This is a genomic window from Pseudomonas sp. W2-17 (assembly GCF_041060445.1).
Taxonomy (GTDB): domain Bacteria; phylum Pseudomonadota; class Gammaproteobacteria; order Pseudomonadales; family Pseudomonadaceae; genus Aquipseudomonas.
The window spans coordinates 62,070-77,945 of sequence record NZ_JAUFNS010000005.1 but is presented as its reverse complement, the minus strand read 5'-3'; the positions used below and the strand labels follow the sequence as shown (position 1 = coordinate 77,945).

The 15,876-nt window shown below is 60.5% G+C and carries 14 protein-coding genes; 7 read left to right on the top strand and 7 right to left on the bottom strand.

What is annotated here, in order from left to right; all coding sequences use genetic code 11:
- The first annotated feature begins 138 nt into the window (after positions 1 to 138).
- The 3 genes from QWI20_RS07790 (at position 139) to QWI20_RS07780 (ending at position 3,835) form a co-directional block, all read left to right on the top strand.
- Positions 139 to 765 (top strand): LysE family transporter, encoded by a 627-nt coding sequence (locus tag QWI20_RS07790; protein ID WP_369304960.1) that lies wholly within the window; start codon positions 139 to 141, stop codon positions 763 to 765.
- 667 nt (positions 766 to 1,432) lie between these two features.
- Positions 1,433 to 3,325 (top strand): FTR1 family protein, encoded by a 1,893-nt coding sequence (locus QWI20_RS07785; protein WP_369304959.1) that lies wholly within the window; start codon positions 1,433 to 1,435, stop codon positions 3,323 to 3,325.
- Positions 3,326 to 3,352: 27 nt separating this feature from the next.
- A complete protein-coding gene (locus tag QWI20_RS07780; RefSeq protein ID WP_369304958.1) occupies positions 3,353 to 3,835 on the top strand; it encodes a YaiI/YqxD family protein in 483 nt (160 codons plus the stop codon).
- Positions 3,836 to 3,876: 41 nt separating this feature from the next.
- Here QWI20_RS07780 and elbB read toward each other — a convergent pair whose 3' ends face one another.
- On the bottom strand, positions 3,877 to 4,557 hold the full coding sequence (gene elbB / locus QWI20_RS07775) for an isoprenoid biosynthesis glyoxalase ElbB (RefSeq protein WP_265387610.1): 681 nt from the start codon (positions 4,555 to 4,557) through the stop codon (positions 3,877 to 3,879).
- A 135-nt stretch (positions 4,558 to 4,692) separates the two neighbouring features.
- Positions 4,693 to 5,322 (bottom strand): DedA family protein, encoded by a 630-nt coding sequence (locus QWI20_RS07770; protein WP_346627456.1) that lies wholly within the window; start codon positions 5,320 to 5,322, stop codon positions 4,693 to 4,695.
- Positions 5,323 to 5,851: 529 nt separating this feature from the next.
- Between QWI20_RS07770 and ppk1 the strand changes: the two genes are divergently transcribed.
- Positions 5,852 to 8,089, top strand: coding sequence for a polyphosphate kinase 1 (ppk1, locus tag QWI20_RS07765; RefSeq protein WP_369304957.1), 2,238 nt, complete (start codon positions 5,852 to 5,854; stop codon positions 8,087 to 8,089).
- Here ppk1 and ppx read toward each other — a convergent pair.
- From ppx to QWI20_RS07740, 5 genes are all read right to left on the bottom strand, one after another.
- Positions 8,076 to 9,578: an exopolyphosphatase gene (ppx, locus tag QWI20_RS07760; RefSeq protein WP_265387608.1), complete on the bottom strand. Its 1,503-nt coding sequence runs from the start codon at positions 9,576 to 9,578 to the stop codon at positions 8,076 to 8,078. The genes ppk1 and ppx overlap by 14 nt on opposite strands.
- A 504-nt stretch (positions 9,579 to 10,082) precedes the next feature.
- On the bottom strand, positions 10,083 to 10,817 hold the full coding sequence (locus QWI20_RS07755) for an amino acid ABC transporter ATP-binding protein (protein ID WP_122534109.1): 735 nt from the start codon (positions 10,815 to 10,817) through the stop codon (positions 10,083 to 10,085).
- Complete coding sequence (locus QWI20_RS07750) at positions 10,804 to 11,454, bottom strand: amino acid ABC transporter permease (RefSeq protein ID WP_369305154.1); 651 nt, start codon at positions 11,452 to 11,454, stop codon at positions 10,804 to 10,806. The genes QWI20_RS07755 and QWI20_RS07750 overlap by 14 nt, the downstream gene beginning before the upstream one ends.
- The gene (locus tag QWI20_RS07745) at positions 11,451 to 12,116 is read right to left on the bottom strand and encodes an amino acid ABC transporter permease (protein WP_369304956.1); all 666 of its coding nucleotides are present in this window, start codon (positions 12,114 to 12,116) and stop codon (positions 11,451 to 11,453) included. Before QWI20_RS07745 ends, QWI20_RS07750 begins: the two co-directional genes overlap by 4 nt.
- A 23-nt stretch (positions 12,117 to 12,139) precedes the next feature.
- Positions 12,140 to 12,925, bottom strand: a complete 786-nt coding sequence (locus QWI20_RS07740; protein WP_192171378.1) for a transporter substrate-binding domain-containing protein — start codon at positions 12,923 to 12,925, stop codon at positions 12,140 to 12,142.
- Between the two features lie 266 nt (positions 12,926 to 13,191).
- Here QWI20_RS07740 and QWI20_RS07735 point away from each other — a divergent pair, with 266 nt between their 5' ends.
- The 3 genes from QWI20_RS07735 to rho all read left to right on the top strand — a co-directional run bounded on the left by QWI20_RS07735 (position 13,192) and on the right by rho (position 15,837).
- Positions 13,192 to 13,896 (top strand): FadR/GntR family transcriptional regulator, encoded by a 705-nt coding sequence (locus QWI20_RS07735; RefSeq protein WP_369304955.1) that lies wholly within the window; start codon positions 13,192 to 13,194, stop codon positions 13,894 to 13,896.
- A gap of 123 nt (positions 13,897 to 14,019) precedes the next feature.
- On the top strand, positions 14,020 to 14,349 hold the full coding sequence (gene trxA, locus QWI20_RS07730) for a thioredoxin TrxA (RefSeq protein WP_369304954.1): 330 nt from the start codon (positions 14,020 to 14,022) through the stop codon (positions 14,347 to 14,349).
- Between the two features lie 228 nt (positions 14,350 to 14,577).
- A complete protein-coding gene (gene rho / locus QWI20_RS07725) occupies positions 14,578 to 15,837 on the top strand; it encodes a transcription termination factor Rho (RefSeq protein ID WP_037016529.1) in 1,260 nt (419 codons plus the stop codon).
- Positions 15,838 to 15,876 lie beyond the last annotated feature (39 nt).

The following is a 15,876-nucleotide window of genomic DNA, read 5'->3' as shown; positions in this document are numbered from 1 at the left end:
GCGTCACCTGCGTTGGCCATATGACGCATGCGACCGGAACAGCTGTTTGGCAAGTCGCCGCAACAGTCAGAAATGACTGGCGTTTAAAGGCCTGGAAACACTAGCTTAGACGCAGGTATTGGTTGGCTGAGGTGTGTGATGTCGCTCGAAACATGGTTGGGGTTCTTCGCCGCTTGCTGGGTTATCAGCCTGTCCCCTGGCGCGGGCGCTATTGCCTCGATGTCCAGCGGTCTGCAATACGGCTTCTGGCGTGGCTACTGGAACGCGCTGGGCCTGCAGGTCGCCCTTGTCGTGCAGATCGCGGTGGTCGCCGTAGGGGTTGGAGCGGTTCTGGCCACTTCGGCGCTGGCGTTTACTCTGATCAAATGGTTTGGCGTCGCTTACCTGGTTTATCTCGGCATCAAGCAATGGCGTGCGCTGCCAAGCGATCTGGCGGATGAGTCAGCTGTACGCCCGGTGGGCAAGCCGCTGCTGCTCATGGCCCGTGGCTTTCTGGTGAACATCAGCAACCCCAAGGCCCTGGTGTTCATCCTGGCGATCCTGCCGCAGTTCATCGACACGCACCTGCCGCTGCTGCCGCAATACCTGATCATCGCCGCGACCATGGTCTGCGTGGATCTGATTGTCATGGCGGGCTACACCGGCCTGGCCTCGAAAGTGCTCCGCGCCCTCAAAACCCCCAAACAGCAACGCCGGATGAACCGTACCTTTGCCGGATTGTTCGTCAGTGCAGCGGCGTTCCTTGCCACCTTGCATCGGGCCTGATCCAACAAAAGCCCTTCTCACAGTTGAGTCACAGCCGGTCCCACTGGCTGTGCTCGGCTGGGAAACCGGCCTAAACCCTCAATCGTAGGACTGGCTTCAGCCGGGAAGCGGCCCAGAGGCAGCACCCTCATTCTCGCGGTGTGGCACATGACGCCTTCCCGGCTAAAGCCGGTCCCACTAAAAGCATCGCGTTCGTCCAGTGGAAATGACAAGGCTTGCTCGCGAACGCGGTGTGTCAGCCACCCTCGATGTCACAGGCCCACCGCGTTCGCGACCGTCGTAACCTCCGATTGCTCCTAAGGGGATTTGCGTCCAGCGCGGAGGTCGGGTGCGCACACTAAATTGTAGGACTGAGCTTGCTCGCGAAGGCGGTGTGTCAGCCACCCTCGATGTTACAGGTCCACCGCGTTCGCGACCGTCGTCACCTCCGATTGCTCCTACAGGGGATTTGCGTCCAGCGCGGAGGTTGGGTGCGCACACGAAATTGTAGGAGTGAGCTTGCTCGCGAAGGCGGTGTGTCAGACAACATGGTTAAAACGGGACTGACGTCTTCCCGGCTAAAGCCGGTCCTGCAATTGAGTCAAAGCCCATCAACGCAGCGCTTGAGTCCTCAGCGCCTAACATGAACAATGGCAACCCTTCGCATTCCTATTTGAGATCCACCCTCATGTTTCGCTCCCGCTTATTGGCCTGCCTGAGCCTCGTGCTGTTGAGCCTGTTCAGCGTCGGGGCCTGCGCAGCGCCTGCCGAGGACGCTGCTCAGGCTTTGCATTTGCTCGATTACATCGGGGCGGACTATCCGGCGACCGTCGCGGACGGCAAGGTTGTGGATGACGCCGAATACCGCGAGCAGGTGGAGTTTCTCGCGGCGCTGCAGGGCGCGATCGCCGCGTTGCCAGCCAAGCCAGAGCGCGCAGAGCTCGAACAGGGTGTCACAGCGCTGGTGAATGCGGTCAACCAGAAGCAGGACGGCGCGCAGGTGGCTCGTCAGGCGCGTCAGCTCGGCGCGAAGCTGGCGGTGGCGTACGAGGTCAGTCAGGCGCCGGTGATTACCCCGGATCCGGCGCGGGGCGCGCCGCTTTATGCGCAGTATTGTTCGGTGTGCCACGGCGACGCGGGCGCAGGAGACGGCCCCGCCGGGATTGGTCTTTCACCACCGCCGTCCAACCTGCGTGACGTAGCGCGGCTGGACCGCCTGAGTCTCTACGACCTCTACAACACACTCGGGCTGGGCATTGAAGGCACTGAAATGCCCGCCTTCGCGGACCAACTGGATGACCGCCAGCGGTGGGACGTCGCGACTTACATCGCAGGCTTTAGCGCGGACTCCGCTGCGAAGCAGGAAAAACTTTACAACCTCGCTGATCTGGCGCGGCAGACACCGACTGAAGTCGGTGCCAGTGAAGGGTCGCAAGCCGCTGCCAGCTTCCGTGCCCAGCGCGCGCAGCCGCCTCAGGTTCAGCGCGGCCCGGCTCAGTTGCTCGATTACACCAGCGCAACTCTGGACAAGAGCCTCGCCGCCTATCAATCCGGTGATCGCGAGCAGGCGTATGACCTGTCCGTCGCGGCATACCTGGAGGGTTTCGAGCTGGTCGAAAGCTCACTCGACAACGTCGATGCCACCGTGCGCAAGGACACCGAAAAAGCGCTCATGGCCTACCGGCAGTCGCTTCAGGATGGCCTGCCCGCAGCCCAAGCGGCGCAGAAGCTCGCTGATGCCAAGGTCAAGCTCAAGGAATCGGCCGATCTGCTTGGCAGCGATGGCCTGAGCACCTCATTGAGCTTCATCTCCGGTCTGCTGATCCTGCTGCGCGAAGGCTTGGAAGCGATTCTTGTGCTCGCCGCCATTCTCGCGTTCCTGCGCAACACCGGTCAGCAATCGGCGGTGCGCAGCGTCAACGTCGGTTGGGGGCTGGCGTTGCTGGCGGGCCTGGGCACCTGGGCGCTGGCAGCGTACGTCATTGATGTCAGTGGTTCGCAGCGCGAACTGCTGGAAGGCGCGACGGCGCTGTTCGCCAGCGTCATGGTGCTGTGGCTGGGCGTTTGGATGCACGATCGACGTCATGCCGCCGCCTGGCAGGACTACATCAAGAGCAGCCTGGTCGGCGGCGGTGGCCGTTTCGGTTTTGCGGTGCTGGCGTTCTTCTCAGTCTACCGCGAGCTGTTCGAAGTCATTCTGTTCTACGAGACCTTGTGGCTGCAGGCAGGCCCCGCCGGCCACAACGCCGTATTGGCCGGAGGCGCCACGGCGCTGGTGCTGCTTGTCGGCTTGGCGTGGGTGATCCTGCGGGGTTCTGCGAAGCTGCCGCTGACGCTATTCTTCGGTATCAATGCTGCGCTGCTGTGCGCGCTGTCGGTGGTATTCGCCGGTCATGGCGTCAAGGCGTTGCAGGAAGCCGGGATTTTCGGAACGCGTCCGGTGCCGTTCTTCGAGTTCGACTGGCTGGGCATTCACGCCGACGCCTATTCCCTCGGCGCCCAAGCCATCGCGTTGTTGGCGATTGTGGTGCTGTACGGCCGCAGCCGGATAGCCGAGAAGCGCCGGGCGGCAGCGGCATAACCTTAATTTCTGGAATTGGAGTCGCGTATGCGCGTTTGGATCGATGCCGACGCCTGTCCCAAGGCTGCCAAGGACCTCGTCATCAAGTTCGCCCTCAAGCGCAAGTATGAGGTGGTGCTGGTGGCGGGGCAGAGCCAGATCAAGCCGAGCTTCATCCTGGTGAAGTTGATCGTGGTACCCAGCGGGCCGGATGCGGCTGACGATTATCTGGTGGAGCACGCCGTGCCGGGCGAGCTGGTGATCTGCAGCGATGTGCCGTTGGCTGATCGGCTGGTAAAGAAGGGCGTTGCAGCGCTCGATCCCCGGGGCAAGGAGTTCGATGCACAGAACATGGGTCAGCGCCTGGCGATGCGTAACCTCTTCACGGATCTTCGTGAGCAAGGGCAGGCCAGTGGCGGACAGGGCACCTATGGCGAGCGGGAGAAACAGGCCTTCGCCAACTGCCTCGACCGGATCCTGACGCGGCTGGCTCGCGAGTATCCCTCGCCGCCTGCAGGCGAGAACCCGTAGGGCTGGCGCGCGGTCGATCCGCTTCTGGCCCTTTTCCAGCATCAGTCCGGGAGGCGATCCTCGTTTTCCTGCACCAACTCCAGCACCCGATCCACCAGCTTGTTGATCCCGGATGCTGCTTCACCGATGGACGTGGCGACCATGTAAGCGGGAGTGCTCACCAGTTTGCGGTCCTTGTCTTCAACGATCTCAGTCACCTCACACTCCTGGTGGGTGCCGCCCATGCGGGTGATCGCTGCAGCAGTGTCGGCGTCGTTGCCGATCGTGCAGGTGACCCCCGGTCCATAGATTTTGGCAGCCAGCGCAGGCGATACGCAGATGAGCCCGATGGGTTTGCCGGCAGCGGCGAACGCTTCGGCCATCGCCAGCACTTCAGCCTGGACCTTGCAGCCAGCGCCTTGGGTAGAGAAGTTCGACAGGTTTTTCGCGGCACCGAAGCCGCCGGGGATGATCAATGCATCGAATTCAGTGACGTCGGCTTCGCGGATGTCTTCGATGGCGCCACGGGCGATGCGGGCTGATTCGACCAGCACGTTGCGCGATTCGGGCATCTCTTCGCCGGTCAGATGATTGATGACGTGGTGCTGAGGGATATTGGGTGCAAAACACTTCACAGCTGCGCCGCGCTGATCAAGGCGCAGCAACGTCAGCACGCTTTCGTGGATTTCCGCACCGTCGTAAACGCCACAGCCAGAAAGAATAACGGCCACTTTTTTGGTCATTCGCGTGTTCCTCTCTCAGGCGCTCCGGCCAGTAACCGGTTGCGCAGGTCAGCATTGCGCTGATTGTCGCAAGCCATGAACCTAGGACAACGCCGTTAGCGAATGTCTCCAGCTTCATGGGCATGCGCCGAGGATTTACTCGTCAGGGGTGTTCCTGGCTTCTACATTGGCTTCGGCATTGGCCGCGACGGCCAGCTTCTCTTCTCGGGCGATACGTGCGTTTTTGATGCGGCGGCGAATCCACAGCAGCACACCGATCACCAGCAGTGCGCCCAGGACCCACAGCTCGTATTTCTTGACGTTGCCCAGCAGGCCTTCGAGCACGGAGCCGAACTTGTACGCCGCTGCACCCAGCGCCGCTGCCCATACCGCTGCGCCGATGCCGTTGAGCAGCAGGTAGCGCCCCGGTGGATAGCCGGACAGGCCGATGGCAACCGGCATGACCGTACGCAAGCCATAAACAAATCGGAAGCTCAGCACCCAGATGTCAGGGTGGCGGCGGATATGCTCCAGCGCACGGTCGCCCATCAACTGCCAGCGAGGTTTGCGCGCCAGGAGCTTGCGGCCATGCTTGCGCCCCATGAAATACCAGAGCTGGTCGCCTGCGTAGCTGCCGAAGAAGGCAACCACCACGACCAGATTGATATCCATGTATCCGCGGAACGCAAGAAAGCCGGCAAGCACCAGAATGGTCTCGCCTTCAAAAAAGGTCCCGAGGAAAAGGGCGAAGTAGCCAAATTCTTGTAAAAAATGCTGGAGCATTATTTAGGTGCTGGCGAAATGAACGCGCAGCCTAACGCGCCCAAGGCATTCAGGAAAGTATGCAAATGTGTCACCGCGTTAAAGTTTCCTACGTTCGGTAGCGATTATTCGCGCGAAGAGAGAGTTTGTGTCGTACACGTTACGTCGCAATTACACCTGTCACGCGAGTGTCATAATCGCCGCTTATAAATGCCCGCTGTGGCCGCGGTTCCCTTTATCTCCGTGTGTTCCACGGCATGGAATCCTGCCGGCGCGACAAGGTGCCAACGGCCCTTTGGCGGATAAGGTGTTGCACCCCACGGAGAAATCCGTAGCGTGGAGAGTCAAACCGCTCACAGCATCTTGCCTGACGCTCGTCGCCCCGCTGCACAATTCAGAGTCAGGCCACAAGCATTTTCAGAACCGCCACGCCCTTGGGCGTGACCGTTGTCTCACGCTGTACGTCACCACTGTTGTGGCGCAAGCGGCATTCCGACATCGGCCGTACGCGCGGCCCAACTGTTACAAGGCCAATTGCCTTACAGGATTATTCATGAGCACCGAAGGATCTACCGAAGCCGCAGTCGAGCTTGACCCTCAGCCTGTCAATCAGCCGCCCGTCAACCAAGAGGTCACTGCCGTGGTCGAGCCGACCATTGAAGTGGTCCCCGCGCTGGAACCGCATCATCCAGCCCCGCATGTCATCGCGGTGCCCAATCTGGATGACAGCAGTCTCTACATCCATCGGGAGCTGTCGCAGCTGCAGTTCAACATCCGCGTGTTGGAACAGGCGCTCGACGAGTCCTACCCGTTGCTTGAGCGGCTCAAGTTCCTGCTGATTTTCTCCAGCAATCTCGACGAATTCTTCGAAATCCGCGTCGCCGGGCTCAAGAAGCAAATCACCTTTGCTCGCGAACAGGCCGGCGCTGATGGTCTCCAGCCTCATCAGGCGCTGGCGCGCATCAGCGAGCTGGTCCACGGCCACGTGGATCGCCAGTACGCCATTCTCAACGACATTCTGTTGCCGGAGCTGGAGAAGCATCAGGTGCGCTTCATTCGCCGTCGCAACTGGAATGCCAAGATCAAGGCCTGGGTGCGCCGTTATTTCCGTGACGAGATCGCGCCGATCATTACGCCGATCGGTCTGGACCCGACGCACCCGTTCCCGTTGCTGGTGAACAAGTCGCTGAACTTCATCGTTGAGCTGGAAGGCATTGACGCCTTCGGCCGTGACTCGGGTCTGGCGATCATCCCGGCACCGCGCCTGTTGCCGCGCATCATCAAGGTGCCGGAAGACGTGGGCGGCCCGGGCGACAACTATGTGTTCCTGTCGTCGATGATCCACGCCCACGCCGATGACCTGTTCCAGGGCATGAAGGTCAAGGGCTGCTACCAGTTCCGTCTGACCCGAAACGCTGACCTGGCCCTCGATTCAGAGGACGTGGAAGACCTTGCCCGCGCGCTGCGTGGCGAGCTGTTCTCCCGGCGTTACGGCGATGCGGTGCGTCTGGAAGTGGCAGACACCTGCCCGAAACTGCTGTCGGACTACCTGCTCAAGCAGTTCAACCTGAGCGAGACCGAGCTTTATCAGGTCAATGGCCCGGTGAACCTGACACGGTTGTTCAGCATCACGGGCCTGGACAGTCACCCCGAGCTGCAGTACATGCCGTTCACCCCGGCGATTCCGAAGCTGCTGCAGAACAGCGAAAACATTTTCAACGTGATCAGCAAGCAGGACATCCTGCTGCTGCACCCGTTCGAGTCCTTCACCCCGGTCGTCGACCTGCTGCGCCAGGCCGCGAAAGACCCTCACGTGCTGGCCGTGCGGCAGACGCTGTACCGCAGCGGCGCCAACTCCGAAATCGTCGATGCGCTGGTGGATGCCGCGCGCAACGGCAAGGAAGTCACTGCGGTTATCGAGCTTCGTGCGCGTTTTGACGAAGAGTCGAACCTGCAACTGGCGAGCCGCCTGCAAGCGGCCGGCGCCGTGGTGATCTATGGCGTGGTCGGCTACAAGACCCACGCCAAGATGATGCTGATCCTGCGCCGTGAAGCCGGTGAGATTGTGCGCTACGCGCATTTGGGTACCGGCAATTATCACGCCGGCAACGCGCGTCTCTATACCGACTACAGCCTGCTGACCTCGGACGATGCGTTGTGCGAAGACGTCGGCAAGCTGTTCAGCCAGTTGATCGGCATGGGTAAGACGCTGCGCATGAAGAAGCTGCTGCACGCGCCGTTCACCCTGAAGAAAGGCATGCTGGACATGATTGGCCGGGAGACGCAGTTCGCGTCAGAGGGCAAGCCTGCGCACATCATCGCCAAGTTCAACTCGTTGACCGATCCGAAGATTATTCGTGCGCTGTACAAGGCCAGCCAGACCGGGGTCAAGATCGACCTCGTCGTGCGCGGCATGTGCTGCCTGCGTCCTGGCGTGCCGGGCGTGTCCCACAACATTCAGGTGCGCTCGATCATCGGTCGCTTCCTTGAGCACACGCGAGTGTTCTACTTCCTCAACGGCGGCGACGAGCAGATGTTCCTGTCCAGTGCCGACTGGATGGAGCGCAACCTCGACAAGCGCGTCGAGACTTGCTTCCCGGTGGAAGGCAAGAAGCTGATCTTGCGTGTGAAGAAAGAGCTGGAAGGGTACCTGAGCGACAACACCCATAGCTGGCTGCTGCAGCCGGACGGGCGCTACATTCGCAGCACCCCGACCGGCAACCAGAACGCCCGCAATGTGCAGGCGAGTCTGTTGGAAAAACTCAGCAACCCGGTCCTCAGCGTACGTTGAGGATGATGCCGACTCGGGTCAGCCACTCCGCTTCGAGCGCGAAGTCGGCCTGAGTCAGCTGGTTGTTTTCCAGCCAGCCATCCGGGAACACGATGTCCAGGTGGTTATCGTTGGCGGTCAGCACAGGCTGCGGCATCTCTTGGGTGCCGCGAATGTGGTGGAACAGGATCGCGAAACGCAACAGCACGCACAGACGAATCAGCTTCACGCCTTCGTTGCCAAACTCGGCAAACTTGTCCTTCGGAATATTACGGCGGTGACCCCGCACGAGCAGGCCGAGCATTTGCTGGTCCTCCCGTGAGAAACCGGCGAGATCCGAGTGCTCGATCAGGTAAGCGCCATGCTTGTGGTAGTGGTAGTGGGCGATGTCCAGGCCCACTTCATGCACTTTGGCGGCCCAGCTCAGTAACTCGCGGTACGAGTTGTCCTCAAGCTCCCACGCCTTCGCCACTTGCTCCAGCGCCGACAGCGCCTTGCGCTCGACTCGGGCGGCTTGCTCGAGATCAACGTGGTAGCGCTCCATCAGCGAGCTGAGGGTGCGTTCGCGCACATCTTCGTGATGATGACGGCCGAGCAGGTCGTAGAGCACGCCTTCACGCAGCGCGCCTTCGCAGTGGTCCATGCGCTTGAGGTCGAGAGCGTCGAAGATGGCTTCGAGGATCGCCAAGCCTGCCGGGAAGATCGCCCGACGATCAGGCTTGAGGCCTTCGAAATCGATCTTGTCCACTTCGCCCAGCTTCATCAGCTTGCGCTTGAGCCAGGCCAGCCCTTCGGCGTTGACCTCGCCATTGCCGTGGCCGCCCGCCTTCAGCGCCAGGCCGATGGCGCGAATGGTGCCGGACGAGCCGATGGCCTCATCCCACGTCAGACGATGCAGTGCGTGCTCGATGCTCATGATTTCCAGCCGCGCTGCCGTATAAGCCTGGGCATAGCGCGCGGGGGTGATCTTGCCGTCCTTGAAATAACGCTGAGTGAAGCTGACGCAGCCCATCTGCAGGCTTTCGCGCAGCAGCGGCTCGAAGCGCTGGCCGATGATGAACTCGGTGCTGCCGCCGCCAATGTCGGCGACCAGGCGTTTGCCGGGCGTGTCGGCCAGGGTGTGGGAGACGCCCAGGTAGATCAGGCGCGCTTCTTCACGGCCGGAGATGACCTCGACCGGATGGCCAAGGATTTCTTCGGCGCGGTGAATGAATTCGTTGCGGTTGCGGGCTTCGCGCAGGGCGTTGGTGCCGACGATGCGCACGGCGCCGGGCGGCATACCGTTGATCAGCTGGGCGAAACGCTTGAGGCAGTCGAGCCCGCGCTGCATGGATTCTTCGCTGAGGCGGCGGTCGTCATCGATCCCCGCGGCCAGCTGCACTTTCTCACCGAGCCGCTCAAGGATGCGAATTTCGCCCTGATTGGCTTTGGCGACAACCATATGGAAGCTGTTGGAGCCCAGGTCGATCGCGGCGATCAGCGAGAGGTTTTTGGCTGTGGATAGCGGCATGGTCAAAAGGTCTCGGTCGATAACTCCGACATCGTGCCACGATCCATCACCGTCGCCAAACCGGCAACGCCTCGCGGATGCATTTGCGTCAATGGCGTCGTTGTTTCAGTAGGACCGGCTTCAGCCGGGAAAGGGCGCGTTTCTAAGCCATCAATGTTGCGGTGCGACACCTGACGCCTTCCCGGCTAAAGCCGGTCCCACAATTTGACCCGAAGCCAGCCCCCACAGGATGCACGCGGTGTTTTAGTGGGACCGGCTTCAGCCGGGAAGAGGCCTGTTTGTGCGCCATCAATGTTGCGGTGTGACACCTGACGCCTTCCCGGCTAAAGCCGGTCCTACACAGGCTGTGTGAAAACCCTCCACCAAAAATGAACTGCGCGCTCTCACGTGAATTTTGCAAATGCTCGCGTGGTTTGCAGACTCAGATTTCGCGTAGAAACGCATTTTTTAGTACATTTTTTGAGCAGTGCATCGGCGTTCGGGGTTTTCACACAGCCTGTACAGTCACGCCTGCTCAACCGAACCAATGAAATTCGCCAGTTCGGGCGTTTTTGGGTTGGCCATCAACTCTTTCGGGTCGCCCACCTCATGCACCTTGCCTTGGTGCATGAACACCAGCTTGTCGCCCACTTCGCGGGCGAAGCGCATTTCGTGGGTCACCATGATCAGCGTCATGCCGTCTTTGGCCAGCTCCCGAACGACCGCGAGTACTTCGTTGACCAGTTCCGGGTCCAGCGCCGAGGTGATTTCATCGCACAGCAGCACTTTGGGCGACATCGCCAGCGCACGCGCAATCGCCACGCGCTGTTGCTGACCACCGGACAGCCGGTCAGGGAAGGCGTCGAATTTCTCACCCAGGCCCACGCGATTGAGCATCTCCTTCGCCAGCCTGGTCGCTTCGGCTTTGGAAACCTTCTTCACCACCTGCGGCGCGAGCATCACGTTCTCGCCCACAGTCAGGTGAGGAAACAGGTTGAATTGCTGGAAGACCATCCCGACTTTCTGTCTCAGGCTGCGCAGATCGGCCCGCGCTGCATCGAGGTATTCGCCGTCGACTTCGATCACGCCGTCATTGATCGACTCCAGTCCATTGAGCGTGCGCAGCAGCGTGCTCTTGCCCGAACCGCTGCGCCCGATGATTGCCACGACCTGGCCTTCCTCAACGCTGAGGTCGATGCCCTTGAGCACATGGTGGTCGCCGTAATACTTGTGCAGGGCGGAAATTCTAAGCAGAGGCATGAAGTCTCCTTTCCAGGTAGCGCGCGCTGAGCGACAACGGATAGCAAAGCAGGAAGTAGCCCAAGGCAACGAAGCCGTAGACCATGAAAGGCTGGAACGTAGCGTTGGCAAGCATGCCGCCGGTTTTGGTCAGCTCGGTGAAGCCGATGATCGACGTAACGGCCGTGCCTTTGACCACTTGCACAGAGAACCCCACCGTCGGCGCCACCGCAATACGCAACGCCTGGGGCAGGATCACATAGCGAAGTTGCTCGAAGGGCGTCAGCGCCAAGCTGGCGGAAGCTTCCCACTGGCCGTTGGAAATCGACTCCACACAGCCGCGCCAGATTTCAGCCAGGTACGCACTGGTGAACAGCGTCAACGCCAGCGCCGCCGCGAACCAGGGCGAAATGTCGATGCCCATCAGCGCCACGCCGAAGAACACCAGAAACAGCTGCATCAACAACGGTGTGCCTTGAAACAGCTCGATGTAGCAGCGCGCGAGCCTGCGCGGCATTGCCTTCTCGGAGATGCGCAGGGTCATCACCAGCAACCCGATCACGCCGCCGCCGATGAACGCCACCAGCGACAACGCCAGTGTCCATTGCAGGCCGGTCAGCAAGTTGCGCACGACGTCCCAAAGAGTGAAATCCATCAGCGGCTCCTCGCGATGTAGCGTCGGCCGATCCACGCCAGCAACTGGCGCACCAGCAGCGCCATGCACAGGTAGATCAGCGTGGTAATGATGTACGTCTCAAACGCGCGGAAGTTGCGCGACTGAATGAAGTTCGCGGCAAAGCTCAGCTCCTCGGTGGCGATCTGCGAACAGACCGCCGAGCCGAGCATCACGATGATGATCTGGCTGCTCAACGCCGGCCAGACCTTACCCAGTGCCGGGACCAGCACGACGTGGCGGAAGGTCTCGAAGCGGGTCATCGCCAGCGCGGCCGACGCCTCGATCTGGCCGCGCGGAATCGCCTGCACGCCCGCGCGGATGATCTCCGTCGAATAGGCGCCCAGGTTAATGACCATCGCCAGCACGGCGGCCTGCCACTCCGATATCTGCAGGCCCAGCGACGGCAGCCCGAAGAAGATGAAAAACAGCTGCACCAGAAACGGCGTGTTGCGGATCAGCTCGACATAGACACCGAAAATGGCCGAGAACGGCTGGATTTTCCACGCCCTGACAATCGCCCCGACGATGCCGAGACTAACGCCGAGCAGGGTGCCGATGGCCGTCAGTTCCAGCGTGAACAGCGCGCCGCGCAGGAGCAGGTCAGTGTTTTGCAGGACCGGGATAAAGTCGAACTGATAAGCCATTTAAGCGCCTCGGCAGTCGATGATCAGAGGTCGGCAGGCAGTGGCTGCTTGAGCCAGGTCTGCGCGTTCTTCTCCAGCGCGCCGTCTTTCTTCGCCGCTTCGAGGATCTCGTTCACTTTGGCGAGCAACTCGGGCTGACCTTTGTTTACACCCACGTAGACCGGCGAGTCCTTGAGCTTCACTTTCAGCTCGGGGATGCGCTTGGGGTTCTTCTCGCTGATGGCGACCATCACGACGTTGCCGCTGGCGATCAGGTCGGTCTGCTTGGCCAGATAGGCCGCAATGGTCGAGTTGTTGTCTTCGAAGCGTTTGATCGTGGCTTCCTTCGGCGCGACGGCGGTCAGCTCGATGTCCTCGATGGCGCCACGGGTCACACTGATGGTTTTACCTTTCAGGTCGTCCACAGTTTTGATCGCGTCTTCAGGCGGGCCGAACACCGCGAGGTAGAACGGTGCGTAAGCGCGGGAGAAATCGATGACCTTTTCGCGGTCCGGATTTTTGCCGAGGCTGGAGATGACGAGGTCAACCTTGCCAGTGGTCAGATAAGGGATGCGATTGGTGCTGTTGACCGGCGTCAGCTCAAGCTTGACCTTCAACTGGTTGGCGATCAGCTGCGCGGTGTCGATGTCCAGGCCGCGCGGCTTCATGTCGGGGCCGACCGAGCCGAACGGCGGGAAGTCTTGCGGCACAGCGACTTTCAACGTGCCGCGGGCGGTTACATCATCCAGACCATTAGCGTGGGCGGGGGCCTGGCCGAGCATGAGGCTGGCAAACAGGGCGGCGAGCAGGGCGCTGTAACGCTGGGTCATGGGGTGTCTCCGAATCGATCAATGTGTAGGCGAAGCCCGGGTGATGGCCAAGCATCAGTGCACAGCCCATGCCAGCCGTTTGTTTGCGACCGTGGAATGCGGGCCGCAGGCTTGATCCGGTCTAACTGGTCTGAACAGTGAGTTGACCAGGCGCCCTGCTTTGGCGCGCCTGAAAGGCCCGGCGCCCCTCGCTTGGGCGTCACTTGCCGGATACCTCCGATGGCGATACAAGGGATTTTTCCTACGGTTTCCACACCTTGATCGCCATGCATACGAGCCCTGTCGCAGTGCCTGAAGCCGCCTTCCAGGCGATCCGCAAATTGATCGCCGAGCAGGGCTATGTGCCCGGCGACAGCCTGCCGTCCCAGCGGGATCTGGCGATTCGTCTGGGCGTCAGTCGCGCTTCGTTGCGTGAAGCATTGTCATCGTTGAGCGCTCTGGGGCTGGTCAGTGTGCAGCCCGGCAAGGGCGTCTTCGTGCAGGCGATTTCTGAACCACAACGGAGCACGAGTGGATTTTCCTGGCCGTATGCAGCGCACGCGTCGCCCGCAGAGACGTTTCAGTTGCGCTACGCCCTTGAGGGTTTTGCAGCCGGGCTTGCGGCAGTGACGTTGACGGCCGACGAGCGCGATGTACTGGAAGACAACGTCGAGGCGATGCGGTTTGAGCTCAAGGCCGGGGACTTTGAGTGCGCAGCCCGGCTGGACTTTGATTTCCACCGGCGCATTCTCGTCGCCAGTGGCAATCAGGCGATTCTCGGGATAATCACCAGCAGCGCCGACATTTTTCTGGAAAGCCAGAAGCTGCCATTTATCCGGGCGGGCAGGGCGATGGAGACCTGGCAGGAGCACCGCAAGATCCTCCGGGCGTTGGCGCGAAACGCGTCTGGTCCGGCGCAGAAAGCCATGCAGGAGCACATCCGCGGCGCGGCGTTACGCACCGGCATCGTGTTCGTCGCACCCTCCGGCTGAGCTCCGTCGATTGAGGTAACCCTGCCGAGTCATAGCAAGAGACAATCAACCTCGGCTTCCTGTCATCGCGTGACACAGTTATGATGGCCCACGTTTTTTTGCCTATGACCTCGGAGAAATCTCATGAGTAACGACCTGATCAAACACGTCAGCGACGCGAGCTTCGACGCCGATGTCCTGAAGGCTACTGGTCCTGTACTGGTGGATTACTGGGCTGAATGGTGTGGCCCGTGCAAGATGATTGCTCCGGTTCTTGACGACCTCGCTACTCATTACGATGGCAAGCTGACCATCGCCAAGCTGAACATCGATGACAACCAGGAAACCCCGGCCAAGCATGGCGTTCGTGGTATCCCGACCCTGATGCTGTTCAAGGACGGTGAAGTCGCGGCGACCAAGGTCGGCGCACTGTCCAAGTCGCAGCTGCAGGCGTTCCTCGACGCCAACATCTGATGACGATATAGCCCCGCAAATCGCGGGGTTTTTTTCGGGCGTCGTACTAGACGCTCAGAAAATCAAGTGGTACATTCGGCCCCGCAACGGCTTCTCCGTTGCCCCCTGCTAGCCGTCGCCGACCGTCTCCTTTCGATTTGCACGCGATCCTGTCGCCTTCTCTGCGGCGCGGCCTCATTAAGCCAAAAGCTTAATTTCCCCCTCCATACATGATTACGTCATTCCTATATGAACCTGACTGAACTCAAGCAAAAGCCTATTACCGATCTGCTCGAAATGGCCGAACAGATGGGCATAGAAAATATGGCCCGTTCGCGCAAGCAGGACGTGATTTTCTCCCTGCTGAAGAAGCACGCGAAGAGCGGCGAGGAAATCTCGGGTGACGGCGTGCTGGAGATCCTCCAGGATGGCTTCGGCTTCCTTCGTTCTGCAGACGCCTCCTACCTTGCCGGCCCGGACGACATTTACGTCTCGCCCAGCCAGATCCGCCGCTTCAACCTGCGCACGGGCGACACCATTGTCGGCAAGATCCGTCCGCCGAAGGAAGGCGAGCGTTACTTCGCACTGCTCAAGGTCGACACCATCAACTTCGACCGTCCAGAAAACGCGAAGAACAAGATTCTGTTCGAAAACCTGACGCCGCTGTTCCCGACCATTCGCATGAAGATGGAAGCCGGTAACGGTTCCACCGAAGACCTCACCGGTCGCGTCATCGATCTGTGCGCCCCCATTGGTAAAGGTCAGCGCGGCCTGATCGTTGCTCCGCCAAAGGCGGGCAAGACCATCATGCTGCAGAACATCGCGTCGAACATCACGCGTAACAACCCTGAAGTCCATCTGATCGTTCTGCTGATCGATGAGCGTCCGGAAGAAGTGACCGAAATGCAGCGCACCGTGCGCGGCGAAGTGGTTGCTTCCACGTTCGATGAGCCACCCACCCGTCACGTGCAGGTCGCCGAAATGGTGATCGAAAAGGCCAAGCGCCTGGTCGAGCACAAGAAAGACGTGGTCATCCTGCTTGACTCCATCACCCGTCTGGCTCGCGCCTACAACACTGTCATTCCGAGCTCCGGCAAGGTCCTGACCGGTGGTGTCGATGCGCACGCCCTCGAGAAGCCAAAGCGTTTCTTCGGTGCGGCACGTAACATCGAAGAAGGCGGCTCGCTGACCATCATCGCCACCGCGCTGGTTGAAACCGGCTCGAAGATGGACGAAGTGATCTACGAAGAATTCAAGGGTACCGGCAACATGGAGCTGCCTCTGGATCGCAAGATCGCAGAGAAGCGCGTCTTCCCGGCCATCAATATCAACCGCTCCGGCACACGCCGCGAAGAGTTGCTGACGGCCGACGACGAGCTGCAGCGCATGTGGATCCTGCGCAAGCTGCTGCATCCTATGGATGAAGTCGCAGCCATCGAGTTCTTGATCGACAAGCTGAAACAGACCAAGACCAACGATGAGTTCTTCCTGTCGATGAAGCGCAAGTAACACCCTGCGCTGAACCGACCGTAGAAAAATGGTGTCCTT